Below are 25,675 nucleotides of genomic sequence, written 5' to 3' on the forward strand. Positions count from 1 at the left end.
CCGCTTACTACCAACTTTCGGAAAATAAAAATCGATTACCGCCATTTCTCATACCGAATCAAGCTTAAGGGGGAAAACTTTGCATTTTTTCCCAAATGCCCGCGCCCTGTCTGGCAATTTTTGCAATAGCTTACCATTATTTGTCGGTTTTACTCATCTCTGATCGCATCGACGGGGTTCATAGATGCAACCCGAAATATCTTCCAACCGATGCTGACAAGCATCACAACTACGGAAGTTATAAGGGCAAGAACAAAAACTCCTGTCTGTAAAGGTATGCGATAGGCAAAATCTGCCAACCAGCTTTGCATGGCCCACGCTGCCAATGGTGCTGCAATCACAAACCCAATCAGAAGCAGCCAACCAAAATCCTTCGTAAAAATGGCCAGAATATTTCCGATACCCGCACCCAGTACTTTGCGGATTCCGATCTCTTTGCTCCGCTGTGCCGCAATCATCGATATCAACCCAAATAATCCTAAAGCACCTATGCAGATTGCAATCATTGAAGAAATCTGAAACAAACGTATAACGCGTTTTTCGCTTTCATAAAAGGCCGCGATTTTTTCATCCAGAAAGTGATATTCAAATATATTGTCGGGAAACTCGGCTTCCCATGTTGACTGAATGTAGGCAATGGTTTCCGTCAGGTTTCCTCCCTGAATTTTGATTCCCCCTAATGTTGTATTCAAAACATCAGGAATCAGCACGGTAGGCTTTATCGCAGAATGAAGGGATTGTGTATGAAAATCCTTTACCACTCCCTGAATCTGATACTTTTTGTCGCCTACCGTTAAACTTTGCCCCAACGCTTCTGAAACAGTAACCATTCCGATCTGACGTAAAAGCATTTCATTGATGATCACGGCAGGCAAACTATCCCAAACGGCAAATGATTCCCCCGCCAGCAATTCAATCCCATAGGTACGGATATAGTCATTGTCCACCATTTTGATATTCGCATTTCCCCTGGTTGCGGCCTGTAGTGTGTCAGGAGGAAAATAGGCATAGTTGTACTGCCAGTAACCATCAGAAGCAGCGCCATTGTTGGAAAAACAAACAGATTGGATCGAAGCATGTTGCGCCAGCACCGTTTTTATTCGTCGAAGCTGTTCAATACCTTCTGCGGGCATATCGACTTCAACCAGCGCAGTCTGATCAAATCCTAATGGTGCATTATGGAAAAACCGCATTTGCTGCATTGCTACGAGCATACAGATGATCAGTATCTGACTGATGGAAAACTGCAGTACCATCAGCCCCTTGCGTAGCGACATTCCCCGGCCATAGCTCTTTTCCACTTTATTTTTCAGAGCCAGTACAGGATTTATTCCCGACATGAGCAAGGCAGGGTAAAGCCCGGCCAAAAGGCAAACCATGACAAAAAAACCAAAAAGCCAGGGAAACAGGTTTAGTTCCTGGATCAATGAAATGGAAAGCGTTTCACCGATAATAAAACTTCCTTCTTTCAACACAATGGGGGTAAGTGCAATCGAAATGAAAAAAGCTATTAAAACCAAAACCCCTGTTTCCAGCATAAAAAATCTAAAGATATGGCCGTCTCTGCTGCCCAGTACCTTTCGCAATCCCACCTCCTTCGCTCGTTTAAAAATCAGAGAAGTATTGAGATTGACAAAATTGATACAGGCTGATACAAGCAGAAATACGGCAATCAGCAGCAAAGCCCCTAAGGTAGTTTTCGAAATAGCGGATTTGCCGGAGGCATAGTATCGCGTATCAAGATGCATTTGCTGTACAGGCTGAAGGCGCAGCGAATACTTCACGTCCTCTTCTTTGGGGGCAAATTCTTGCAGGATTCCGCCCATACGGGTATTCAGGCTGTCGATATCCGTATGGGCATTTATTTTTACAAACAACTGGAAATTCTCTGCGAAGGCATGCCACTGTGGCAACAACCAGTCTGGAATGCGGTCGTCAGCTTTAGAGAGAAGAAGGAGGTAGGGAAAATTGGTGGACAAAGGCGGGTCGTCATATACCCCGGTGATTCGGATTTCTGTTTCGTTATTGAATGTAAATGATTTTCCAACTACGTCTTCTGTTCCATAAAATTTATTGGCCAGGCTGCGGGCAATGACAGCAGTATGCGGTTCGGTCAGCGCAGTCGCGGGGTTTCCGGAAATCCAGTTGTAGGAAAATACATCAAAATACTCAGGCCATACCATTGCAGCCAGGTCTTCCTTAAATTGTTTTTTCTGCCCTTTTTCGTCGGTGATGGTGAGTACCATTAGTTGAAAATTGCAGTCAATGACCGTCATGGCTTCGATTTCGGGGAAATGCGTTTGTAAGAGAGCCGGAATGGGGCCTGGAATGCCCGAATGATAGCTATTTTCAGCATCAGATACGATACGGAAGATCAGGTTGGCGTCTTTCAACTGGCGGTCAAAGTTGAGGTCATGACCAATCTTCAGAAAGATAATCAATGCCACGAGCATCCCCAGAGTGAGCCCGGAGACATTGATAAGCGTGAAGGTCGTATTTCTCCGCAGATTGCGAAGCACAGTTTTGAGCTGGTGGAAAAACATATCGGAATAGATAAAAGGGGTAGAGGATGAGGATTTACGGCGGAGCGTAAACGGGCGAATAAGATCAATCACATGGCGGAAGTAGTACCACTTTGCGCGGCGCAACCCGTGAGTTTTGACGTTTCGCTCGAAAAGTTCAAACAAGTCCCCCTCCAGGTGTTCCTGATGACTTTGATTGCAATACCAGCGGAAAAACCGCTGAATCCACAGGGGAGGAGAAGGAGACTTTTTCATCGCACAGCTAGTCAATCGCAAAATGAGGCGGAAGATTTTCCCAGAGAGATTCGCGCATAGTCCGGGCTTCCCGGAGCGCATCTTTGCCAAGATTGGTGACAGAAAAATAGCGTTTTCGCCTGCCCCCGCGCTCGGCTGTCGTGCCGCCGGTGGTCGAAACCAGAAACCCTTTTCGTTCCATGCGGTCAAGCGCAGCGTGGAGTGCGCCGATGCTGGCACTGTTTCCCGTGTGGGCTTCCAACTGGTCTTTGATCGCCACACCATAGGCATCCTCCCCGAGCATAGCTACAGTGAGTAAAACGAGTTCTTCAAATTGGCCGAGATAATTATGCATTTCTATTTCTTTCCGGAAAGAAGAATAAATATATAGTATAAAAAAATCCCATCCAACAAGTGCTGTCAGATGGGACTGTTTTCTGCAATTTTGGCTGGTGGTTCGGGAAATTTTATTTATAACTGGCAGGTATTAGCGCTCATCTGCAAGATTCAATACATGCCTATATACATTATCTGAAACCCAAAAGCCAATCTCGTATTTTAGCTTGTCAAGGTATGAACGAACATCAGGAATCAAGCCCTTTCTTTTGGCCTCAATCAGGATACCTAAAACACCTACTGCGCGCAAATGGCTTTGATGTGCGACCTTATACCCCATTCTTTCATCAATAAGCAATGTTTGGGCATTCAATTCCAATGCAAGTGAAATAGCTTCAGCTTCTCCTGGGTCAAGTATTTGTTTTAAGCGATTAACTTCTGATAAGTTAACAGGGGATTTTACGATTAACCAACCCGATTCTCGGGATTGTAAGTAAGAGTGACGGAATTGGGGGTCTTCAACTTGCAATAATTCACTTTCTACCGCAGTAGGTATGACTACCTGATTGAAGAGTGCCCTTAACAGAGTTAACTGTCCTAAATCAATCAAATTACTTATAGGAGAAGTATCACTTACGACGATCACCGAATAACTCATCTAAGTTTTTCATATCCTGATCCAATTCCTCAATTCCATAATGAACTGGGATTTTACGTTTCCCCAATTCCTTCTGAAAATCCCTTCGCGGCATTCCAGCAAAACGGCTGGCCTGAGCCAAAGTGAATATTTCATCCTGAAAAAGACTTATTGCAATTTTCAGCTTTAAGTCAGCCTCACTCACTCCCTGAAGCAATCTGTCTGGAATTTCGATGATCATAATACCAATGATTTCTATCCTAAATATACGGAAGAAATTGAAAAAGGCTCATTATATCTCCATTACCTCCCTACCTCACCTCAGCACCCCTACAGGCATATCCTTGTCGTAATTGCCATTGATCACCGGGCTCTGGCGGTTGGCGGTATAGCTTTTCACATTCGCTGCCACGTAATTGTACAACTCCTGAATAGTCACGACTTTATTCCGGTTGACATCTGCATTGCCCTTCAATCCTTCGAGCAAATAGTAGGTAAATACACTTTGACGCAAACCGCCGATTTCCAGCGAGGTTTCCTCTGCTTTGGAGGACATAAACAAGGCCATTCCTCCACCTGAATTGGATAATGCGGTGTAATAGCTATCATAAACGCCATTCCATGCCGATTTTACCCCTTTGTCGAGACTTCCCGAATGACACGCATCGGCGATACATATTTTGTAACGGGCTTTACTCTGATCAAAAATTTGTCTGACGCTGGCATGAGTAAGCTCATGAGAAGTGCCATCAAAATCGGCAGGAATAAACGCCCCCTGGGCACCGTGTCCGGAAAAATAAAACAATACAAGGTCGTTGGGTCCGGCTTTGCCAAACTGTTTCCTCAGCCCTGAAAGAATTTCATCGCGGCGGGCCGCTTCGTCAATGTACAGGGAGATTTGTTCGTCAGGCAAGGCTCCGCCTTCGGGACTTTTCAGCCAGGCATAAAAGCGGAAGGCATCGTCATCGGTATAATTGAGACTGTTGATATGGGCATAATTGGCGACGCCCACCACTACCGCATACACCTTGGGTGCGCGAAGTGAAAGTCCGCTTAAAGTAGGCGCAGGAGTGGTCGCAGGGGTGGTTGTTACTGGCTGGTTATTAAACAATGTCTGCGGATCTGTCAGTTCAGGAAGGAAGGTATAACGTTCATCGCGGGTGGCCAGTACGCCCTTATATTTTCCCATCAACCCAAAATCGATAATATTGAGGGTATAGGTTTCGCTTGAGCTGGAGTTGGTGAATGTTGCAGTAACGAGGTTGCCAATCATGACATATTTCCCGGAGCTGACATTGGATTCAAATTTTAATGCTTCCAGCAGATTCATGCGCGACGCAACCACTTTGGGCGACTCCTGATCCAGATTGGAAAAAGTGCGAATGACGGTGCCATTGGCATAAAACTTCAGGTAACAATGCAGATTTCCGACAAACCCGATTTTTGAAGACTGATACATACCGTTGTACATCAGTTCGGGCGCGAGTGCCGGAGCTGCTTTTACCGGGAAAAGGTTCATCGAAAGCAGGCAGAAAAACAGAAGTTTTTGCAAAATGTTCATAAATAGTCCGGATTTTATAGAATTACAAACTAAATAATTTCCGCGTTTATTATAGATAGTTTTACTTTTTCTGCAAAAAATAAAGCCCCATTGGTATAGCCAACGACAGGTTTTCCTATTTTTACACCATCCAGATCAACTCATGTGGATAACCTTGTGGATAACCCTGTGGATAATATCCATACATCTGTGGACAATATGGATAACACGCACTTAATCAGGCTGAACTATGTCACTCGCCACAACAGAACTGCATATTATCCGGGCAAATGAGGTTGACATCAACCGCAGGCTCACCCTTCCGGCTATGATCAACCTGATGCAGGAGACGGCATGGAGCAATACAGAAGATCTGGATGCCTCGGTTTATCACCTTCAGGAGCTGGGCATTACCTGGGTAGTTACGCGACTAAAAATAACGATTTACGACCTGCCGCTCCACCGGGAAAAAGTCTATGTCGAAACCTGGCCTTCGGGCACAGCACGGGCATTTGTATATCGCGATTACCGTGTGTACAGCGAACAAAAGTCCTTACTGGCCGAGGCTACCAGCACCTGGATCGTGCTGGACTTCGTCAACCGCAATATCTCTCGTCTGCCCGACGAAATGACTCCCCGCACCCGGGTGCCGGAAGGGTGTACTCCTCTGCCAAGGGCAACCGACCGCATCGTGATGCCGGAGACAACGTTACCTGAAAAACGCTTTTCCGTACGCTGGCACGACCTCGACCCCAACGGCCATGTCAATAATATGCTTTACTTCCAATGGGCACTGGAAGCACTTCCCGAAATATGGTCCCGACAGGGCCAGGTTGCGGAAATGGACATGATCATCCGCTCAGAATGCGGACACGGCGATACCATCTTATCGAGAATCGGGCGCGAATCGGAAAAAGTATTTGTTCATGAAATCGTCCAGGAAAGTGAAGGCCGAATCCTTGCCCAGGCTCGTACGGTTATGCGCTAAACAAAAACACATGCCAACCCTCTTCAGTCTCGACGATCGCATCGGAGACAACCCCGTCTTTGTTGGAAATTTCCTGGGCATAGAGTATTCCCAACTCCCTTGCCGCTGTTATTTTTCCAGCCATATCACTATCAAAATACGTAACTGCCGGGTTGTTGAAAATATGGGGGCACGAACCGGGGCGATATAATCCTACCCGAATCATATCGTCGGAAAGTGTGATAAAGTTATCGGTGGCAGGATTTCCATAGGTAATGGAAAAACCCGCTTTTTGCCACCAGGCTACAGAAACATCAAAGTCTGTTGTCATCAGGCTGACTTCATAAAATGTCCCCAAAGGGGTGGGGGTACCTTTCGGCGCATTGGGCATTTCGACATGGGGAGTCTGAAGAATTGTGAGGGACACACCTTCCGGAGATTGCCACTCCATCGCCCATTCGCTTTCAACTTCATCAGATATACTATCGCCCACAGGCAGGGGCAAAACCGTTTCCGCAAAGTATAAAAGGCCTGCGCCGTATTCAGATTCCTCATCCAGCCGAACTATTACCGTGCCGTCTGTGACCAGCGTCTGCCCGAGCAGGTCTTTGCCTAAGGGCACAAAACCAAGTTTACTGAAAAGCAGGGGCGTTTTTCTTCTGGAAAATATGGGGAGATTAATACAAACAGTATGACCAGATCTCATAACAAAAGCTTTGGCCAAATATATAAAAAAAACGGACTGCCTTTTCGGGCAGTCCGTCACCTTAACCTATCTTTAAGCAGGCGTTATTGTTTGATAATTCTGCTAACGCCAATCACATTTTGTACTTGAGTTGCACGCATGATGTACATACCGGCAGGCAGCATGGAAAGATCAACTTCCGTTTCAATCGTTCCGTCAACCGGGCGAACCTGCTGATCGAATACTACTTTACCCATCATGTCGAAGATCACAATACCGACTGTCTCTGGTTTGGCATCCTGAATTCTGATGTTGAACATACCGTTGTTGGGGTTGGGGTAAACGGTAATGGCGGTCAGAATTTCGAGGTCTTTTTCGATAGCTGTCAGTGAACTACCCAGTGGGAAATAGCCCAGTTCGTCCATCAGAGTCCAGCAGGAAGCCCAGAAGTCTGTATCATTGCTGAAAGCACCTTTAAAAGGAACCGCTGTGAAGAAGTTATCGCCAGCAGGCAGTGCAGCCAGGTTCTGGTAAGCAGGTCCCTGGTTGGAAGGACGAGGGTCGAGCATTTCGTCGTTGGTCCAGCTAAGAGAGGGGAAGAGCGGGTCAGCCATTACGTTGTTTGCGGTGCCAAAGTAAGCAGTAATATCAGCTTTTGCATTGTCAACCGTTGTTGTAGAATCTCCCACAGAGATACCCCCAAAGCTCAAAGCTGAGATTGTAAATCCTTTGGAAGCATCATTGCCGGCAACATTCCAGAAGATATTGTTTTCCAGTTTGAGCAAGCCGTCCTGATACATTTTGTAGCTGTCGTCGCTGTTTCCAAGGATTTCGATATCCACGCCCCGGCCAAATTCAGTGAAGATGGAGTTGCGGTAGATACCACCGGCATTGTCGCGGAAAGTAACCGCACGACCGCTGCCTGTACCACTACGACCTATATAAGTAGCGTTGTAGATAGTAGGCGTTGCAAATGGCTGACCTAGCTCAGGATCAGTACCCCCATCATGCTCACCACCGCGGTCAGAACCTGCGGAGTCAGACTGGAAAGCAACCCAGAACTGGCCTTTTCCGCGGAATCCTTCATCGTAGTCATAAGAGTCATCACCACAATAAGCAGCGATCAGGTATTTGGTCTGAACAGTTCCGCCGAAAAACTCATATCCGTCATCTGCATTGAAAATAACTTCGATGTGATCTACAATGGTTCCGGAACCTACACCGCCAAAAGTCATACCGTTGATTTCATTACCTGCACCAATATCAGTACCGCCATGGCGAACAGAGATATAGCTCAGGTGACCAGAGTTATCTTCGTCATTCCATGAATCGGGAATGGTGTCGCCATTGGTGTCGATCGCACCGTAAAGACCGCGTGGTTCAGTGGTAGGAATACCTTCGATAGCAGATTGACCGGGAGAGGAGTTGATCTGGGCATTTCCCAGAAGGATCACCCCACCCCAAAGACCGGTAGTGTTCAAAGGAATATCAAAAGGATTAGTAACGTCGTCTGCCTCGCCAGTAAAGATGATGGGATCTTCACAGGTACCGATAGCATTGATATATCCACCACGGGCAACGATCAGGGCAGATGCATCAGATGCCTGACCAGGTTTGCCTTTGATTACGGTTCCAGCTTCGATGTTGAGGGTATCACCGCTATTGACAAATACAAACCCATCGAGAAGGTAGGTATTATTGCTGGTCCATGTGGTGGTGCCTGTACCGGAACCGTTGTCTGTTATGGTAACAGTACCTTCGGTAAAATCGGGGAAATAACCCATTTCGTCGAGCAGGGTCCAACCCAACGCCCAGCTATCTGAAGAAGAGCTGAAGGCACCTTTATAGTTAACTGGTGTGAAAAATTTATTATTCGGATAAGAAGCAAGGTTATCGTAAGCGGCACTGCCCGGAAGTGGTCTTGGATCGAGCAGACCAGACTGGGATTCACGGGAGATAGAGCGAAAACGTGGGTTAGCCACATCGTTTCCACCGCTTACAAAATATGACTGAAGATCTGATTTCGCGGCATCTACAATAGCAGTAGAGTCAGGAATGCTGATCCCGCCAAAGCTGGCAGCAGTGATAGTAAATCCTTTGGAGGGGTCATTGCCGGCAACATTCCAGAAGAGGTTGTTTTCCAGTTTCAGCAGACCATCCTGATACATTTTGTAGCTGTCGTCGCTGCCTCCCAGGATTTCGATATCAATACCTCTGCCATACTCGGTGAAGATAGAGTTGCGATAGATACCGCCGGCATTGTCGCGGAAGGTAATCGCACGGCCACTCCCTGCTCCACCGCGTCCGATATACGTAACATTGTAAATGGTAGGGGTTGCAAAAGGCTGCCCAAGCTCGGGGTCAGTGCCACCGTCATGCTCACCACCGCGGTCAGAACCAGCAGAGTCAGACTGAACAGCAAACCAGAACTGACCTCTTCCGCGGAAACCTTCGTCATAGTCAAACGCATCATCGCCACAGAAAGCTGCAATCAAATGGCTTGCCTGAACGGTTCCACCAAAAAATTCAAATCCGTCATCTGCGTTGAAGATAACTTCTACGTGGTCAATTTTTGTACCGGCACCTACACCGCCAAGTGAAAGACCGTTGATTTCGTTTCCGGCACCAATATCGGTACCGCCGTAACGAATGGAGCAATAGGTAAATACACCAGAGTTATCCAGATCATTCCATGAATCGGGAATGGTATCGCCATTGGTGTCGATAGCTCCGTAAAGACCACGGGTCTCTGTGGTAGGAATACCTTCGATAGCCGACTCACCGGGAGAGGAGTTGAGTTGTGCGTTTCCGAGGATGATCACACCGCCCCATAGACCGGTAGTGTTTTCGGGAATGTCAAACGGGTTGGTTACATCATCAGCTTCTGCTGTGAAAATGATGGGTTCTGCAGCAGTACCCTGAGCCATAATTTTACCCCCGCGGGCAACAATCAGGGCAGAAGCATCGGTAGTCTGACCAGGTTTGCCTTTTACGACGGTCCCGGCTTCGATGGTCAGTATTTGACCAGAGTTGACGAATACGAACCCATCAAGGATGTAGGTTGTGTCATTTGACCAGGTAACTGTGCCTGTTCCGTTTCCATTGTCAGTGATGGTTTTGGTTGTTTGACCATGTACCATACCCACAAACAGAAAGGCAATAACTAAAGCATAGAGGTTTTTCATTTTGCCAGGTTTGATAAGGATAATAATAAAAATCAGGTGAGATGGTTTAATTCATTCACATCGCAAAGCAACCCATTGGAAGTTAAGGTAACTTAATGACCGGTTGAAGTTTTGATTACCAAACCGTTAAGCAGGTGTGAGTTTTATATTAACCACAGGTTAAGAGCATCCGTTATTTCATACCCAAATTACATTAATAAAAAACCCCCGAAAATTTCCGGGGGTCGCATAAATGCTCATTTTATGTCGCCTTACAGGCTGTACGATACTCCCAGAGAAAATGATCTGCCTAAACGATAGTTCTGGAAAATGTATTCTGTCTCTTTGTAAACCTGGGTTTGTTTGTAGTCAGGATTCAGGAGGTTATTGGCGCGAACGGTAACCGAAAGTCCGTACTTGATCGTTTTGGATAGAGAGAAGTTCAACAGGCCACGGGGCTGCTCATATACATCAGGGTTAACACCGCCCACCAGCACCAGGCGCTGGCCAAACACATTGTAGTTCAGACTTGCTTTTAACCCCAGTGAATCGTTGAGATAGGCTACCTCGCCATTCACTGCGTAAGGAGACTGACCAAATACAGGACGGGTTCTTGAGCGGGTAGGATCGACGTCAATCATTTTTTGATATTCATCATTGGCAATATCTACTTCTGAGTAAATCAGCGAGAAGTTGCCACCTACCTGGAGGTTTTTCAGCAAGGAGTTAGGGGCAATAAAGCCTAAGTTTTTACGAAGTTCAAACTCTACACCATAAGCCATTCCTTCAGCAACGTTGCGGTATGTAAGTTCAGTGTTGGCCGCCTGGGGAACCAGTACTTTTTCGATGGGGTTATTAAAATGTTTGTAAAAACCACTCACCGAGATCAATTCTCCGGGGGTAGGGTACCACTCCAGACGCAGGTCGTAATTGTCAATCAGCGTACGGGTAAGGTTGGGGTTACCCACCAGGTTGTAATCTCCGACGAAGTCAAAAGAAACAAAAGGCGCAAACTCGCGGAAGGTAGGCCTTGCAATGGTTCTGGCAAAACTACCGCGAAGGTTCAGATCCTCTCTGACTTTATACAGTGAGCTGATGGCAGGTAAAATATCATTCAGATTAATATTACCTGAATCGACCCTAGCATCCTGAGAAAGGGTTTCAATTCTGGTTCCTTCATATCGTGCGCCACCCACAAATTTAAGTCTCTCGCTTACTGGCAGTTCGATCATTGCATAAGCGGCCTGCACACGCTCTAAACCGCTATATCTGTTGCGAAGCTCAGATACATCTTCTACGGTATTTCTGTAATTTACCTGATAATAGGTATTGCCGCGGAAAGTGATGGTATCGATGAATACGCCGGTATTTGCCGGGCCAAAAAAGGCATCAGGATCACCTCCGTAATTTGCACTCTTATTTCCCTGGCTGACCAGATAGCGGTTTTCAGAGAAAGTGCGGTCTTTAGTCGTGTAAGCGCCGCCAAACTTGATTTTTGCCTGAAGTTCTTTCCAGATGTCAACCGGAAGTTCAAAGTTTAGCTTTGCATCGTTGTTGGTTTCATCGAGATCGCGGAAAAAGCGCGTAGGCTCCGGATAAAGGTTAGCCTGAAGATCGTAGGTTCTGGTTTCTCCGTTTATCGTATAATCGTTGCTGAAAAACCGAAGATCTGGTTCACTCTGCAGAGAATGCGAAGTGGAAAGAATCCAGTAAGCATTGAGTTTGCCGAAGGCATGGTCGCCCTGTACCTGATAAATATCTATCGAACGCTGGAGATAGCTAAGCACACGGGTTTGGAAAATAAGCCCTACAGCATCCAGCGGAATAGGGCCTTCCAGTGTTTTGGCGCCTGAAGTACCGCTTTGGTTGTGCATCAGGTTTACACCTATTTTATGTTTGTCGAAAGGTTTGTAGGAAAGTTTTACAAGACCGCCCCACAATACTTCTTCCGTACCGCTAACCACACCATGCTCTCTTTCGTTGGTCAACCGGTCGGAGATGACACCATCTCTCGCCGAACTTGTGTTTTTCCAGCGTGCTACTTTTCCGTCGTCATAGGCATTGTATTCGGTGCGGTAAGAAAGGCTAGCGATATAACCAAACGGTCTGCCAAAAAGCAGGTTCTGGTTGCCGAGGGAAAACTGATAGTTTTGCCCCAGTGGAGACTTTCTGGTAGAAGGGATCATCCCGGTTTTAAAAGAATTGCTTACCCGGTTGATGGTATTGATATCTTCAAGGTTACTTACGTTAAATGTTTTTTCAGGAATACTTCCGGAAAGGCCAGCGATTTCGGAAGGCAGTGCCCGGGTACCGTCGTCGCGTCCCTGCCAGTCTTTCTTTCCGGTTTCGTAGGTCAGGAAGTTGTCGATCAGGTTGGCCTGTGGGTTGTAGGTTGCCGAAGCAGAAAAGTTGATCCGAAGGCGATCGGGAAAATCTTTGGTGATTACATTTACCAGGCCTCCGGAGAAGTTGGCAGGCAGGTCAGGGGTAAATGTTTTATAAACCACGATATTGTCGATCAGCTGGGAAGGAAAAATATCCAACTGAACCGCGTTGCGGTTGGGGTCAAGGCTGGGGATAGCCGCTCCATTTAACAGGGTATTGGAATAGCGGTCTCCAAGTCCGCGGATATACACATACTTTCCGCCTTCGACGGTTACACCTGTCACCCTTGACATAGCAGAAGCGGCATCGTTGTCGCCGGTACGTTTGATCAGGTCATTGGAGATACCGTCCATGGTATTCAGCGAAGTGCGTTTCACATTGTATAGTGTAACCGTACTTGCCTGGTTGCGTTTGGCAGTGATTTCCACTTTCAGATCCTCGCGGGTAGCAAGGCTTTCAAAAAGGAGGGTTTCATTATAGATAACTGCACCCTCTTCAACCGTTACCTCCAGCGTATCATTCACAAATGATACATAAGAGATAATCATCGAATAGGTACCTGCTTCTGCTTTTATCGTATAGCTACCTTCTATATCAGTGTAAGCACCACCTTTCACCTGATCCGCCTGAATCAGACGTACTGTAGCACCGAGAAGAACCTCCCCGGTCTGTCCATTCGTTACTTTTCCACGAATCGTACCCGGAGCTGCCACAAGTGAGTGGAGTGAAAGTACGCTGCAAAAAACCAGAGATAGAATAAATTTGAAATTCATGTAGATATTATTTCGATTATCGGCTACAAATTTCGTTGCAGGCGATAACCTGAAGTTGACCGCAATGTTAAGTATTGGTTAAGCAGAATAAGCGTATGTTAAGAGATTGTGAACGAAATATGAGGCATCTGCGATTTTTTCCAATACAAATTGGAGTGATTTACAAACACCTAACATTTGATTAACATTTGCTTTTTTTAGAGAAACCCGACTTACCTCCTGAGGATCGCCCGCTGCATAGTAGTAACCGGGTAATTGAGGATTTCGTCCACCTCCTCTGCTTCTTCACCGGTAAGCCGGGGACTGGCTTTGCTCCCGGCAAAAATCTCAAACCTGATATGATCTGATTCGAATATATAATTGACCAGCAACAGGGTGTTGTCTACCGAAAAACGACAACTCAGCACATTGCCCAGCAACCAGGCATCCAGCTTGATTGAGTTTTTTTCGTCAATCAAAAAATGGCCCTTTTCTCTTTCGACGACGGACAATTCATATTCCCGCACATCTGGTTTTTCAACCTGATAGATGATGGTCCACTTCCAGATTCCGGCACTGTCTGCTGGTAAAATATGTAATTCCATTGGCAGGGTTTGCACTTTTCCTTTAGCGGTGGAGATCTCCAGTTCGCCCGACCATTTGCCTGTCCATTTTTCGGGAAAATCAGCCATTAGCGTGTCCTGGGCAACCATTCCGCCAAACCAGACTGTCAAAATCAGCCAAAGGAAATACCGGATAATATTATCTATGCTCATCCTTTCAGAAGTTGAACAATTTCATAAAACTCCTTGGCCAGTGCCAGGTCGCTGGCTGTTTCGCCGTTTTCATTGGTGGCCGAAGGATCTGCACCTGCGGAGACAAGTAAAGCGACCAGTTCGCGATGACCTGTGGCCGCTGCTTCCAGCAGTGCCTGGTTGAGATAACCGGTAATTTCTCCGGCGGTCTCCCCGGGAGTTTCTTCAGGCTTTCGCGCAAGTAATGCAGTGACGCGGTTGCCGGCGGTCCGAAGTTCGATCATCAACTGTAGCGTACGGCGGATTTGTTCCTGCAACCACAGAATCGCCTTCTCATTGGCTGGGCTCGTGGCATTCTCTGTGCGGAGAAAATCAAGATTGATCTGTTCAATCATGGCTTTGCTCTTCTGCTCTACCTGCTGCAGGTTGGTCGTGGCACCGATCGATTCCAGTATGCCTTCCGCCAGGCCGATCAACAGCGAACCCAACTGTGGCAACTGCCCGATGATTCCTTCATTCATGGAAAGAAAGGGCAATACCAGTCCGGAAAGGGAAAGTCCCGGCAGGGAAATATTGGCTGTCCCACTGGATTTGTCTTTTATGCCTCTGCGCGCCAGGGCGTCTTTCAGCATTTGAGAGATACGGGAGTTGCCGTGATAACGGTCTAGCACGGTCTGCCCGGAATCGTCTTTTACCATCGGATCGGCGCCTGCCTGCAACAGGGATTTGACGATACCAATGCGGGCCTGGTCCACAGCGAGCATAAGGGGGGTAAGGCCGTTTTGATTAACAACATCTACATTCGCCCCCATATCGATGATTTTTCGGCAAAATGTTGTATTTCCTTCTCTTACCGCCTTAAACAGCGCAGTTTCACCGTCCCGATCTACCATATCCAACTCCGGATCCTGCTCTATGAGAAGGGAAAAAATATGCCGGTTTCCACTTTCAATGGCTTTCATCAGCGGGGTGCGACCATCTTTGTCCTGCGCGTCGATATTCGCTTTGGCATCAATGAGCATAGAGACCACGTGAAGATCGCCTTTCCGGATAGCGAGGGAAAGTGCCGGCAGACCTTTAGGCGTGCGGGCATCGGGGGAAATACGATCTTTCAGGAGAATTTCGAGTGCCTGTCGATTGGTTTCTTCCACAGCAGCCAGGAGGCCGGCTTCATCGAAAGAGCCGACCATTCGAATGACTTTACGTCTGCGAAAATATATCCGGATACTGCGGAGCATACTGCAATTTACACTTTTTTTAATTGCTTACGCCTGGCCTCTGTGTACGATATTTTGCAGCACAAAATTGCGCACTTTGGCACGCCAGAGTATTTTCCTGGCTTTTTGGGCCAGCCGGCCGTCTTCGCGCTTGATCGTCGGAGTGGTCGCCAATGTGTCAAAAACCTGAATGGCTCGTTCAAAGTCCTGTGCTTTGATATAGGCAAGGCCAGACTGCCAGATTGCCTGACTGCAAAGATGCTCGTCATCACTTCCCGATACGATGATCCGGGAGAACTGCTCCATCGCCTTGTCCGGGTCATTTAATTCTAAATAACAGAACCCCGCATAGAGCCTGACATCCAGTAGGGTAGAGTCAATCCGCAACATACGGTTGCATTCTTCCAGCACCTGCAGATATTGGTTGGCAGTGTAGTAGTTTGTAAATGTTGCAGGATTTTGCAGAGGCCACTGGCCTACCGTTGTTACGGCAATTTCAGGCTTGGTCTGGTACTTTTTATAGAGCTTTGGGCTGGAAAATAATGGGAGATTTATCAGGTACACGATAAATAAAACCACGGAGGCAAATGCCATGGACATCTTCAACCGTTGGTTTCGCTGGCTTCGCCGATACTGCCGGAGCACACCGTCTATTGTGTTTTTGCGATGGTCAAGCCACTCGCGATGTTCGGGCCATGAAGCAAAACCTTTGATTTCTTTTACATGAATCATCCCGCTTACCATCATTCGCAGGCCAATATTTCGGTCGATCTCCCGCGAAATTGCAGAGGCCTCCGTTTCGGGCAAATCTCCGTAGATATAAGCCAGAAGGTGATCCATATCTCCTCGTGCGTCTGGCGGGTAGTCTTCGTAGCCTGGGTTCATTTTGTAAAAACAGTTTTAGCTTTTTGTCTGGCGTTGTATAATGTACTGCTTACGTTGCGGGTAGTGGTGATATTCAGCAGTTCACAGATTTCCTCATGTGAATATCCCTGAACATGCAGGTCAAATACCTCCCGTTCTTTTCCGCCAAGCCGGTCAAGGATTTTTTCCAGCAACTGATCTACTTCGTAGCCGGTGAGTTCGGAATACGTTGCTTCAGGCTCTGTCCATGGCTGCACATCAGGGTATACATCAGGGTGAGCTACTTCAAGCTGCGATTTGCGGATCTGGTTGGATTTTTTGCGGTTAAAATCGATGCAGCGTCGGACAATTGTGCGACGGAGAAACCCCCTCACATTCGAAGTGATATTATACCTGACCTTCCGCTGTTTGCGGGGCGTGTTGAGGTATCCTTCCAAAACCTTGGAGATGATTTCGTCAATACTGATTTTATCAATCAGAATGGAATATCCGAGGTGAAACAACTCGTCGTAGTAGCGCTTAAAAATAACCGCTATGGCTTCCTGATTGCCAGCATGGTACAGACCGATCAGTTGAAGATCGTCCATTTTTTCCATTGCTGCGGCGCGTTTGGCGCGTAGTAGTCTAAACACGGGCATAGGCAGGTGCTTTAGTTGAAACAATCCATGGAAGAACGAAAATGTACCAGCTATTTTTACAGACGGATTTTATATATCCAATATCAAGTCAAGATACGATTCTTTTCTTTTACAAACTCATCTTCTTGAAAACAAACTCCGGTATATGCATGATTATCAGCATGATAATACGCCATACGCCGCTTACATACAGGATATTTTTTTTCTTTTTCACAGCAACGAAAATGGCCTGGGCAACGGCTTCGGGCTGCGAGGTCAACGGGCCGGGGAGTGTCATTCCTGCGGTCATGGCGGTATTGACGTAGCCGGGTTTTACCGTAAGCACATGGACGCCTTTTTTTGCCAGGCGGTTTCTCAGCCCCGACAAAAAGGAGGAAAAACCAGCCTTGGCACTTCCGTAAAAATAGTTGCTGGCTCTTCCCCGGTCACCGGCAACCGAGCTGATTCCGACGATGGTACCGCTGCCTTTTGATTCCATAATATTGGCGAGATGAGAGAGGACAGAAACGGCGCCGGTATAGTTGACGCTGGTGATGCGGTGCGCCATTTCCCAGTTGGTTTCTGCTGCTTTCTGGTCGCCGAGATAACCAAAAACACAGAATACGATTTCAGGCAAAACCGGCAGGTCTTTGCAGAAATTTTCATGAGAAAGGTAGTTTTCCGCATCAAATTCCAATGTTTTTACTGACACACCATAGCGTATATTCAGATCCGAAGCGTCGCTTTCCAGCGGTTTGGTTTGACGACCTGCGAGCAGGATATCAAACCCTTCGCGGGCGTAGCGATGTGCGATGGCGCGCGCGATGTCAGAGGTAGCGCCGAGAATAAGGATGGTTTGTTTCATGCAGAAATTTTCAAAACGGGCTGCGCAAAAGTAGTTTTTCGGGGAATGGGAAACAATTTTCCCCTGAAAATCCGGGAGGCTGTTTATGGCTTTGGAGAAGAGGTCAATTCTTCGCTGTGTTTTATACAGGTTGATACAAAATAATGCCAGTCAAAAAGTCAAAATCCCGAATGTTGTACGTGTAAAGTGGTATTTGGTGAATTACTGCTGTTGCTCCGATTATGGCATCTGGAATACTCAAACCATGACTTAGTTTGTAAGATTCAATAAACTCAAGAGCTTTTATAGAAACAGCCTCGTCAATCTGCACCACGTCATAATACCTGATCTTTTTCTTCATTCGTGCCAATTCTTCTTTATTGCCCATACCCTGAAACAATTCCATCACGGTTACAGCAGACAAAACGACCTCATCCAATCCAATTTTGCCTAACTGGTCAATTGTATCTTGTCGGCCATTGAAAGCACTGATAAAGATATTTGTGTCGCAAAGTACCATGCTCAGATCTCCCAACTGCGTTTCCACGCCGTAGAACGAATCTGTTCAAGTGTACGCGGGTTGTCCCGCCAAATGCCAAAAAGTTCTCTTGGATCTAACTTTTTGTCGCCTTTGGTGATGGCAGGTTGCCGTTTCTTCGCCCCCTCCTTGATATTTACATTTTTGATATTCAGAGATTTGAGTACCTGAAGTAGTTGCTCTAACTCCTGAATATCAAAGGTTTCTATTGTGATAGTCATGCGAATAATTTTAGTACAAAATACGGATATATATGAATTTTTAAAACCTTTTCTCAATATGACTCTTCATGACGTTTAAGTACATCAGATGGTTTCAGATTGGTCATTATTTCATCGTATTTTTGAAGTAACTTTCTTGCAGAAATATAGTCATAAGGGTCGCCAATCAACAAATCTTTGTTTTCATAGTCCCAGCCATCAGGGCTTCTTGTAGAAATTACGGGCTCTCTTTTTCCTCTTTTTTCCATTTTTGCGCTTGGCATTCTGGCTTTGCTTAGGTCTCTCTTGAGGTCGTTTACATCTTCAATAAATTTACTCGAAAAACAGTCTTTTGCCTGACTAATAGTTCTGATTACTTCATATGCCCTTAATGTCCAATACCACATCAGACTTGACGCATGGCCAATTGAGCTACCATCTATCACACCTGATGGAAATCCTGAAAAACCATTGTCTAAATTTTCAGTAATCTCATCCAAGGTGCTGATAAGTACCATATGTCTACTATTAAGATAAAACGAAAACTTCATAAGTGGTTCCCGCTCAAACACTTGCTCCTCTGTTGGATTTATCAAAACCTCAAATCTATTCTTCTTTATACTCATATTTTCTTGTCTTTTAATATTAAACATCTATGTAAAGGAAATACTGCACAAATCCCCCCCCTAAACATCTTCATAATCCCTGCCCTCCAGCAAAAACTCCCACAAAGGCCGCACCCTGATCATTTTCCCCGGCAGTTGAATTTCCTCTTTTTTATCACGCGTAATCAGCTGACTTTCAGATAAACCCAGAAGATCCATTGCCTCTGCGAGACTGTTAATTTCCCGCTTACGTGTTTCGGGATGAGAAATATCCATACAAGCATTGATGAGCAGACCTTCTTCGGTATAAAAATCGGTTTCCTGCTTTTCCAGCAGGTAGAAGGGTTGTTTTTTTCTGCGTCTCAGCTCCATGAAAACTGTATTTTCAAATACCTGGCCTTTATCTTCACCTATACTCATCGCATATTTGAAAGCCGGGTCAATTCCATAAATTTTGCTTGGATTTACTGCCTGACGGCGGATAGAGCGACTAAAAAGGTCAACCCTGAAAATAATAAAAGCTTCTTCCAGATAGGATATATAGTCATACACAGTATTTTTTCCAACTGCATATCCCTGCGATTTAAGATCAAGGTATATTTTATTTACACTGAGGGTTCGACCCATGTTGGTCAACAGGAATTTGAGAAGGTATTTGATCAGATGTGGGTGTTTGAGGGAAAAACGTTCTGTAAGATCCCGATAGAGCATCAGATTGATATACTCATTGATTACATCCTTATGTAATTCTTCCGGTAGAAAGATCAGTTCCGGAAATCCGCCCTGCGTCATATATTTGTTTAATTCGCTTGCCAGAACAGCTTGCCCTTTGGAACTAAAAAGGTCATAGGAGACGTTCCGGAAAGAAAGAAATTCCTTAAAGCTCAGCGGAAATACCTCAAACGGAAGGGTTCGCCCCCGCAGACTGGTAGCCAGTTCCCGGCTCAGCAGACGGGAAGAAGATCCTGTAATAAATATCCGGCAGTTTTCCTGATCGTGAATTCGCCTGATAAACTTTTCCCATTGATCCACTTCCTGTATCTCGTCAAAAAAGAAATATACCGTGTGGTCTTTATTTTCCGGGTACATTTCGTAGTACCCTTTGACCAAACCGTCCATGTCTTCCAGTTTTAATGGAAAGAGCCGGTCGTCTTCAAAATTTACATACACTAGCCGAGCTGAAGGTATCGTTTCCTTTAGCTTTTCAATGAGGGAAAACAGAATATAGGTTTTGCCGGCTCTTCGGGGGCCAAGAAGTGAAATAATTTTAGGTATGTCATGAGGTATGACCTGATCGCGTGTTTTTACTAACCTGTCAGGCCTTCGTATGAAGTCTGCGATCAGTTCCTGGAAAACTGCTTTTTTATCCATAGTTTCCTTCGTAGGAGGATAAAAATAGTAAATAGTTTCTTCCGTTCAAAGAAACTATTTATAAAAAATGTCCGACATCTCTGCCGGACATTCATATTTAATCTTATCTAAACCGGGTCTTAACACCCTTTAACATTGATATTCCGATTAGTCCTGAATTTCGAAGTTACCCATTTTATTGACTATAGGTTCAAACCTTCCACCCTTAACTTTAAATGCACCTTTTTCTCCGAGTTTCAGACCAATCGCCTGATTTATCAGAAAACCATCGGGCATCAAAATCTTGGCGGAAAGCGCTTCTCCCTGCAATGCGCGGAGGTACAATTGACCATTTTCGGTGTAGGCTTCAGCCAGTATTTCATTGTTTTCAAGGCTTTGAGATTTTCCGGCCATACGAAGACCCGTAATTTCGGCCACCCCTGCGGCTTTCCGTTTGATGATGATGATGATTTTGATGATGATTTTTTGTTCGCCGAAAGAAGACTGAATTCCGTCAGTTTTCATTACAGGAACGTGAGCAGAAGCCGTATTTGCAGGCAGAAAGGCAATCAGCATGGCAAAAACCGCGGATAGAAAAAGACGGGCGATAGCGTTGGATGATTTCATAATCTAGCGATGTTTAAATGTTGTTAAAAGTTTTGATTTATACCTATTGGTTCAGCGGCTTTGAATAAACGTAACATGGATATTGAAAAAAAAATTAAATTTCCTTTATGAACCGGAGATCATTTGTCAAAACAACCGCGCTCAGCGCACTGGCAATGGGTTTTGAGTCATTTACGACAAAGGGAAAAACCCATATTCTCACCCTGAGCTTTGACGACGGGTTTAAAAAATCTTTTTACCGCACGGCCGAAATTCACGAAAACTACGGCCTGAAGGCATGCCTGAACGTCATCGCCTCCGGTCATTTACCCGAATTTAAAGGCGTTGGGTTCTGGGTCCGCCCGGATCAGATGGGAAATTTTGAAGACTGGAATACGCTGAAAAGCCGCGGCCACGAGGTCATGCCTCATTCGTGGGCACATCTCAACCTCACACAGATTCCCTTCGAACAGGCTACAGCCAATATGACCCGGTGTTTGGATTATTTTGAGGCAAATCTGGAAGGGTATGACAAGGAAAAAGCCGTGTACAATTTTGCGTTTAACGCATCTACGGAAGCGCTTGACCACTTTGCACTTCAGCGGGTTGCAGCCGTGCGTACGGGTGCCTGGCTTACCCTCACAAACACAAAGACCAATCGTATTCCCGGCAGTGCAGAGCGACTGCGGCTGGGTTGTTGGTCGCATGGCCCCGACAATTCCGATGACTATGTAGAAGCGGAGGTAAACGAATTTCTCGCCGGGCCGGGCGGATGGCTGATCCTCAACCTGCATGGCCTTGATGGCGAAGGGTGGGGGCCGGTGAGCACCTGGTATCTCGACCATTTGTTGCGGCGGCTGGTCAAAATTGATTATCTCGATATATTACCGACAGGAGAAGTAATAAAAGAACTCACCAAATGATAACCATTAGCAGAACAAACGCTGAAAACAGCGATTTTGCCGAGCTTGTCAGGCATCTTGACAGCGATCTTGCCAGAAGGGATGGCGAAGACCATTCCTTTTATGCGCAGTACAACAAAATCACAAATATCAAATACGCCGTAGTTGCTTATGAAGCCGGTAAACCCATCGGGTGCGGTGCGATCAAAGAATTTGCCCCCGACACGATGGAAGTAAAAAGAATGTATGTTTTCCCGGAGAGCAGAGGAAAAGGGATTGCCGCCCAAATCCTCGCAGAGCTCGAAAACTGGGCTTCAGAGATGGGCTACCCAAAATGCGTCCTCGAAACCGGACTCAAACAACCCGAAGCCATTCGCCTCTACGAAAAAAGCGGCTACCGCCGCATCCCCAACTACGGGCAGTACGCCGGCGTGGAGAATAGTGTGTGTTTTGAGAAGCGGGTGGGGTGAGGTGTGGTTTTTTGGGGAGAAACTTAAAAGTCCTTTGAAGTTAGGTTAATTTTATTGGTCAACATGAGTTGGAACAAATTATCCGAAAAGCAGAAGGAGTTTTAGCGTTCTAAGCCTATATTTGTAATACAACCTGATGACCAAACCAAATGTTAGTATTAGATCCGCATCTTATTTTTCAAAACCCCGAAAACTACCTGGACTTTATCACAAAAAGTCCGGAAGGGCAGTATTTTGATCGAAAAGAAGTTAGAGATGATATCAAAAAGGGGAAGGAGAATCTCAAAAAAACTATATCTGCATTTACAAATTCACGTGGTGGTATTCTCATTTTGGGTATATCTGATGATGGGAATATTGTTGGGCTTAACCATTTGACAGAGAACGAACTCAATGCACTGGTTCAGGAAAAGATTCATTTAATTAATCATCAGGCTCAATCAAAAGAGTTTTATATCGAAGAGAAAAGACTCTTGGCTGTATATGCACCTGAGGGTCTTTCCGGAGTCTGTAAAACCAATGAATCACATCCCAAAGCATGGATTCGCGAAGCAGCACAAAATCAGCCACTATCTCCACAACAGGAAGAAGCTTTATTGCTGGAAAGAAATAAAAAATGGGAACAACTTTCTGTTTGTGAAGTATCTCCGGTGCTCATAAACAAAGGGGTTCTCGAAATATTTAAAAAAAGGTATCTGGAAGAACAAGGCGCAGCGTTTAGTTATGAAGACACCGAATTCCTGCTTAATATAGGAGCTGCCAAACCAGAGAATAGCAGATTTTTTTTTACGTACGCTGGTTTTCTATTTTTTGCAAATAACCCTTCTGCCCATATCCCAGGAGCACAAATCCGTTTCCTCAAATACGAATCGCCAATTGAACAATACAAACAGGCGGGAAATCCAACTTTTGACAAAACCTTCGACGGATGTTTGCCCGAGTTGCTTCGAAAAGTGCGGACTTTTGTCAACGAAGGGGCTTTTTTCAAAAAATACACCTACCGAAACCCCTATGAAAGTGGTATCGTTGAAGAGCCGGAGCTTCCGCCCAACGCCGTTGAGGAATCTATCGTCAACGCACTTATACACAGAGATTACCATTCTCCCCTTCCTATTGAGTGCATTCTTTATAAAGACGCTTTTGCGGTCAGAAGCCCTGGCAGAATCCTTCAGGATGGGGTTATTCCTGCAAACTTTAGCCTGGATGACCAACAGCTTTCTCATTATCCACGAAATCCAAAAATATCTCAGTGGGCAAAAACCATGGTCGATGAAAGTGGGCAGCGATTTGTAAAATCGCTCAGTGAAGGCCATCGTACCATGTTGAAAGCAATGAAAGAGCTTAAGCTGCCTGCTCCCAGGTATAGTACCAATGGATTTACAACTGTAAAACTTTTTAACGACTCCGTAAATCGGGAAGCCAGAATCAGACAATTGCAACAGCCATTAAGTGATGAGTTCACTAACCTCTTTCCCATCGAATTTCAATACCATACACTACAGGAACCGGATCCATTAAGCTATTCCATTCAAATACAGCTTCTTCATCTTATAAGGGATAAACTTAGAAATCTGGGATGGTATATTGATAAGGAGAAAAAATCGCGTATCACAGTTCATCAAAGAGGGAAAAACCTCAAAATCAATGCGTTGATAGATGCCGTACTACATGTATATCCTGCCTATGATTTACAGGTTTATGTTTTTGATGGAAAGTTCTATCTTTCGGTTGATTATACAATTCAGGTCAGAAATATATCTAGCCTCGACAAGCTACTTCAAAAAAAGATTAATTTTCAGGAGCGTTTTTCGCAGGTAAAGTATGGGGGAACATGGACAGCCGGCCTTATCGAATCCTATACAACATTCACAGCCAAAGTCAGACTTCCTGAATATGAAACGACAGAAGAAGTCGCCTGCGAAAATATCATCCCAAATCTGTCAAAAACAGAGCTTTCAGCCATTGCTTCCACCCTGAAATTTGACCTTGAAGCAAAAATCAAGGAGTTTAGCATGGCTTCACTGGCCAATGCATCCAAAGACCGGGCTACGAAAATACTCGACGTCGCGAAGTTTTTGGCTACTCAGGTTTTTCCTATGGGTTATAATGGATTTACCGCACATTTATCTGACAGGCCACTTACTCTACAGCTTCCAGATGTGGATGAGAATCTGTTTTTTACCTTATTCCGAAATCTTAAGGAACCTGAGGCAAAGTTTCAGGAAAATCACACAGAGGCTAATATCCTCTCCGGCCTTACAAGGTTTGGCGCACTAATCACCACACCACGCGATATCGAAATTGTTCCTTTCTGCCTTACTGGCTTTGAAAACTCATGCCAACAATTAATAGAAACCCTGCAAAGAGGGCAGATGAACTTCAAAGGTATGGAACGCACCTTTGGGACTTCCCTTACCTTTACTTCTGTGATTTCCAAGTCAGATGCACATGATTTTCTCCCAGAAATTCAACGTTTGCTGACCCAGCACCCCCATTGGATCGGTAACCCCGATCTCACACGTATCTTTCTCATTCACATTCCTGAAGACCGGTATCCTGCTACTGATATTCATTCTCCATACTTTATATTAAAAGAATATCTGCTCGAAAAAGGTATTCCCGTACAAATGGTCGATACGAATACCCTGCTAAATCCCAAGTTCAAAGACCTGAATCTTGCCCTGAATATAAATGCAAAAACCGGCGGCACCCCATGGGTACTGCCTAACGCACTACCTGAAGCAGACTGTTTTATAGGTCTGTCTTATGCACAATACCGGGAAGACAACCATTTTCGCCGAACCATGGGATATGCCAATGTTTTTGACCGCTACGGACAGTGGATGTTTTATAAAGGTAACAGCCTGAGCTTTGACTTTGAGGAAAAACATATTCACCTGGCAAAACTGGTAAAAGAGAGTCTCTTGCAACGAAAAGACCTGTCTGACTCCGCTTCCATTCATATTCATTATACCAATAAATTTTCCAGACTTGACCGTGAGCATATTCTTGCAGCCGTAAAGTCTGTTCGTCCAAAGGCTACAGTATCATTTGTCTGGATTAATCTTTTCCATAATATACGCATGTTTGACAACCGCATCGAAGGAAATGGCAGCCTTAGTCGTGGCAGTTATGTGGTAACAGGAAAACACCAGATTTACCTCTCCACTACTGGCTACTCTACACTAAAAAAGACCCTCGGAACGCCAGTATTACTCGAAGTCAATACCCTAACAGAACCTTACAACCCGCAACATATCATGCCTTATCGCAGCATTGCACAGCACATTCTGGCACTTACCAAACTCAATTGGTCCAGCACTCAGTCTATCAATGCTTTGCCCGTAACACTCAAATATGCACACGAAATCGCCCGACTCACTTCTGTGTTTTATCAACGAACTGGAACCTTTAAACTACATCCAGTACTGGAACGGACACCATGGTTTATATAAAAGTTAAAGGGAGGAGGTTTAGACAGAAAA

22 protein-coding genes are annotated in these 25,675 nt (G+C 45.5%); 4 read left to right on the forward strand and 18 right to left on the reverse strand.

The genetic code is table 11. From position 1 onward, the window contains the following. Window positions 1–149: 149 nt before the first annotated feature. From R3D00_30800 to R3D00_30820, 5 genes are all read right to left on the reverse strand, one after another. Window positions 150–2,777: an FtsX-like permease family protein gene (locus R3D00_30800; GenBank protein MEZ4777604.1), complete on the reverse strand. Its 2,628-nt coding sequence runs from the start codon at window positions 2,775–2,777 to the stop codon at window positions 150–152. Window positions 2,778–2,784: 7 nt separating this feature from the next. Next, window positions 2,785–3,111: a PadR family transcriptional regulator gene (locus R3D00_30805; GenBank protein ID MEZ4777605.1), complete on the reverse strand. Its 327-nt coding sequence runs from the start codon at window positions 3,109–3,111 to the stop codon at window positions 2,785–2,787. 132 nt (window positions 3,112–3,243) lie between these two features. Continuing rightward, window positions 3,244–3,750 (reverse strand): DUF3368 domain-containing protein, encoded by a 507-nt coding sequence (locus R3D00_30810; protein ID MEZ4777606.1) that lies wholly within the window; start codon window positions 3,748–3,750, stop codon window positions 3,244–3,246. Next, window positions 3,722–3,970, reverse strand: a complete 249-nt coding sequence (locus R3D00_30815) for a UPF0175 family protein (protein ID MEZ4777607.1) — start codon at window positions 3,968–3,970, stop codon at window positions 3,722–3,724. The genes R3D00_30810 and R3D00_30815 overlap by 29 nt, the downstream gene beginning before the upstream one ends. Before the next feature lie 75 nt (window positions 3,971–4,045). Beyond that, on the reverse strand, window positions 4,046–5,290 hold the full coding sequence (locus R3D00_30820) for a caspase family protein (protein MEZ4777608.1): 1,245 nt from the start codon (window positions 5,288–5,290) through the stop codon (window positions 4,046–4,048). A gap of 229 nt (window positions 5,291–5,519) precedes the next feature. On the opposite strand from R3D00_30820, the gene R3D00_30825 reads away from it, so the two are divergent. Then, a complete protein-coding gene (locus R3D00_30825; protein MEZ4777609.1) occupies window positions 5,520–6,257 on the forward strand; it encodes a thioesterase in 738 nt (245 codons plus the stop codon). Here R3D00_30825 and R3D00_30830 read toward each other — a convergent pair. From R3D00_30830 to R3D00_30890, 13 genes are all read right to left on the reverse strand, one after another. Further along, on the reverse strand, window positions 6,247–6,942 hold the full coding sequence (locus tag R3D00_30830; GenBank protein MEZ4777610.1) for a hypothetical protein: 696 nt from the start codon (window positions 6,940–6,942) through the stop codon (window positions 6,247–6,249). The genes R3D00_30825 and R3D00_30830 overlap by 11 nt on opposite strands. Before the next feature lie 83 nt (window positions 6,943–7,025). After that, complete coding sequence (locus R3D00_30835; protein ID MEZ4777611.1) at window positions 7,026–10,106, reverse strand: T9SS type A sorting domain-containing protein; 3,081 nt, start codon at window positions 10,104–10,106, stop codon at window positions 7,026–7,028. A gap of 251 nt (window positions 10,107–10,357) precedes the next feature. Continuing rightward, the gene (locus R3D00_30840) at window positions 10,358–13,243 is read right to left on the reverse strand and encodes a TonB-dependent receptor (GenBank protein MEZ4777612.1); all 2,886 of its coding nucleotides are present in this window, start codon (window positions 13,241–13,243) and stop codon (window positions 10,358–10,360) included. A 212-nt stretch (window positions 13,244–13,455) separates the two neighbouring features. After that, on the reverse strand, window positions 13,456–13,998 hold the full coding sequence (locus R3D00_30845) for a hypothetical protein (GenBank protein MEZ4777613.1): 543 nt from the start codon (window positions 13,996–13,998) through the stop codon (window positions 13,456–13,458). Next, window positions 13,995–15,215: an ankyrin repeat domain-containing protein gene (locus R3D00_30850; protein ID MEZ4777614.1), complete on the reverse strand. Its 1,221-nt coding sequence runs from the start codon at window positions 15,213–15,215 to the stop codon at window positions 13,995–13,997. Before R3D00_30850 ends, R3D00_30845 begins: the two co-directional genes overlap by 4 nt. A gap of 27 nt (window positions 15,216–15,242) precedes the next feature. Continuing rightward, window positions 15,243–16,079, reverse strand: a complete 837-nt coding sequence (locus R3D00_30855; GenBank protein ID MEZ4777615.1) for a tetratricopeptide repeat protein — start codon at window positions 16,077–16,079, stop codon at window positions 15,243–15,245. Continuing rightward, complete coding sequence (locus R3D00_30860; GenBank protein MEZ4777616.1) at window positions 16,076–16,696, reverse strand: sigma-70 family RNA polymerase sigma factor; 621 nt, start codon at window positions 16,694–16,696, stop codon at window positions 16,076–16,078. The genes R3D00_30855 and R3D00_30860 overlap by 4 nt, the downstream gene beginning before the upstream one ends. 109 nt (window positions 16,697–16,805) lie before the next feature. Further along, entirely contained in the window at window positions 16,806–17,540 is a 735-nt protein-coding gene (locus tag R3D00_30865; GenBank protein ID MEZ4777617.1) for an SDR family oxidoreductase, read from the reverse strand. 121 nt (window positions 17,541–17,661) lie between these two features. After that, window positions 17,662–18,066, reverse strand: a complete 405-nt coding sequence (locus R3D00_30870) for a type II toxin-antitoxin system VapC family toxin (GenBank protein ID MEZ4777618.1) — start codon at window positions 18,064–18,066, stop codon at window positions 17,662–17,664. Next, complete coding sequence (locus R3D00_30875; protein ID MEZ4777619.1) at window positions 18,042–18,278, reverse strand: hypothetical protein; 237 nt, start codon at window positions 18,276–18,278, stop codon at window positions 18,042–18,044. The genes R3D00_30870 and R3D00_30875 overlap by 25 nt, the downstream gene beginning before the upstream one ends. Before the next feature lie 53 nt (window positions 18,279–18,331). After that, window positions 18,332–18,883 carry a hypothetical protein gene (locus tag R3D00_30880; protein MEZ4777620.1) on the reverse strand — a complete coding sequence of 184 codons (552 nt, stop codon included), beginning with the start codon at window positions 18,881–18,883 and terminating at the stop codon, window positions 18,332–18,334. Between the two features lie 60 nt (window positions 18,884–18,943). Continuing rightward, the gene (locus R3D00_30885) at window positions 18,944–20,233 is read right to left on the reverse strand and encodes an ATP-binding protein (protein MEZ4777621.1); all 1,290 of its coding nucleotides are present in this window, start codon (window positions 20,231–20,233) and stop codon (window positions 18,944–18,946) included. A gap of 147 nt (window positions 20,234–20,380) precedes the next feature. Further along, on the reverse strand, window positions 20,381–20,839 hold the full coding sequence (locus R3D00_30890; protein MEZ4777622.1) for a hypothetical protein: 459 nt from the start codon (window positions 20,837–20,839) through the stop codon (window positions 20,381–20,383). A gap of 107 nt (window positions 20,840–20,946) precedes the next feature. On the opposite strand from R3D00_30890, the gene R3D00_30895 reads away from it, so the two are divergent. The 3 genes from R3D00_30895 to R3D00_30905 all read left to right on the forward strand — a co-directional run bounded on the left by R3D00_30895 (window position 20,947) and on the right by R3D00_30905 (window position 25,645). Then, window positions 20,947–21,741 carry a polysaccharide deacetylase family protein gene (locus R3D00_30895; GenBank protein MEZ4777623.1) on the forward strand — a complete coding sequence of 265 codons (795 nt, stop codon included), beginning with the start codon at window positions 20,947–20,949 and terminating at the stop codon, window positions 21,739–21,741. Then, window positions 21,738–22,190, forward strand: a complete 453-nt coding sequence (locus R3D00_30900) for a GNAT family N-acetyltransferase (protein MEZ4777624.1) — start codon at window positions 21,738–21,740, stop codon at window positions 22,188–22,190. Before R3D00_30895 ends, R3D00_30900 begins: the two co-directional genes overlap by 4 nt. A 149-nt stretch (window positions 22,191–22,339) precedes the next feature. Next, window positions 22,340–25,645, forward strand: a complete 3,306-nt coding sequence (locus R3D00_30905; GenBank protein ID MEZ4777625.1) for a Piwi domain-containing protein — start codon at window positions 22,340–22,342, stop codon at window positions 25,643–25,645. The last annotated feature ends 30 nt before the right edge of the window (window positions 25,646–25,675 follow it).

It is taken from the genome of Bacteroidia bacterium (assembly GCA_041391665.1).
Classification (GTDB): Bacteria; Bacteroidota; Bacteroidia; order J057; family J057; genus JAGQVA01.

Bases quoted from the DNA above. Each gene is read 5' to 3' on its own strand.
- R3D00_30800 (MEZ4777604.1), bottom strand. From the start codon at position 2,777: ATGAAAAAGTCTCCTTCTCCTCCCCTGTGGATTCAGCGGTTTTTCCGC.
- R3D00_30805 (MEZ4777605.1), bottom strand. From the start codon at position 3,111: ATGCATAATTATCTCGGCCAATTTGAAGAACTCGTTTTACTCACTGTA.
- R3D00_30810 (MEZ4777606.1), bottom strand. From the start codon at position 3,750: ATGAGTTATTCGGTGATCGTCGTAAGTGATACTTCTCCTATAAGTAAT.
- R3D00_30815 (MEZ4777607.1), bottom strand. From the start codon at position 3,970: ATGATCATCGAAATTCCAGACAGATTGCTTCAGGGAGTGAGTGAGGCT.
- R3D00_30820 (MEZ4777608.1), bottom strand. From the start codon at position 5,290: ATGAACATTTTGCAAAAACTTCTGTTTTTCTGCCTGCTTTCGATGAAC.
- R3D00_30825 (MEZ4777609.1), top strand. From the start codon at position 5,520: ATGTCACTCGCCACAACAGAACTGCATATTATCCGGGCAAATGAGGTT.
- R3D00_30830 (MEZ4777610.1), bottom strand. From the start codon at position 6,942: ATGAGATCTGGTCATACTGTTTGTATTAATCTCCCCATATTTTCCAGA.
- R3D00_30835 (MEZ4777611.1), bottom strand. From the start codon at position 10,106: ATGAAAAACCTCTATGCTTTAGTTATTGCCTTTCTGTTTGTGGGTATG.
- R3D00_30840 (MEZ4777612.1), bottom strand. From the start codon at position 13,243: ATGAATTTCAAATTTATTCTATCTCTGGTTTTTTGCAGCGTACTTTCA.
- R3D00_30845 (MEZ4777613.1), bottom strand. From the start codon at position 13,998: ATGAGCATAGATAATATTATCCGGTATTTCCTTTGGCTGATTTTGACA.
- R3D00_30850 (MEZ4777614.1), bottom strand. From the start codon at position 15,215: ATGCTCCGCAGTATCCGGATATATTTTCGCAGACGTAAAGTCATTCGA.
- R3D00_30855 (MEZ4777615.1), bottom strand. From the start codon at position 16,079: ATGAACCCAGGCTACGAAGACTACCCGCCAGACGCACGAGGAGATATG.
- R3D00_30860 (MEZ4777616.1), bottom strand. From the start codon at position 16,696: ATGCCCGTGTTTAGACTACTACGCGCCAAACGCGCCGCAGCAATGGAA.
- R3D00_30865 (MEZ4777617.1), bottom strand. From the start codon at position 17,540: ATGAAACAAACCATCCTTATTCTCGGCGCTACCTCTGACATCGCGCGC.
- R3D00_30875 (MEZ4777619.1), bottom strand. From the start codon at position 18,278: ATGACTATCACAATAGAAACCTTTGATATTCAGGAGTTAGAGCAACTA.
- R3D00_30880 (MEZ4777620.1), bottom strand. From the start codon at position 18,883: ATGAGTATAAAGAAGAATAGATTTGAGGTTTTGATAAATCCAACAGAG.
- R3D00_30885 (MEZ4777621.1), bottom strand. From the start codon at position 20,233: ATGGATAAAAAAGCAGTTTTCCAGGAACTGATCGCAGACTTCATACGA.
- R3D00_30890 (MEZ4777622.1), bottom strand. From the start codon at position 20,839: ATGAAATCATCCAACGCTATCGCCCGTCTTTTTCTATCCGCGGTTTTT.
- R3D00_30895 (MEZ4777623.1), top strand. From the start codon at position 20,947: ATGAACCGGAGATCATTTGTCAAAACAACCGCGCTCAGCGCACTGGCA.
- R3D00_30900 (MEZ4777624.1), top strand. From the start codon at position 21,738: ATGATAACCATTAGCAGAACAAACGCTGAAAACAGCGATTTTGCCGAG.
- R3D00_30905 (MEZ4777625.1), top strand. From the start codon at position 22,340: ATGTTAGTATTAGATCCGCATCTTATTTTTCAAAACCCCGAAAACTAC.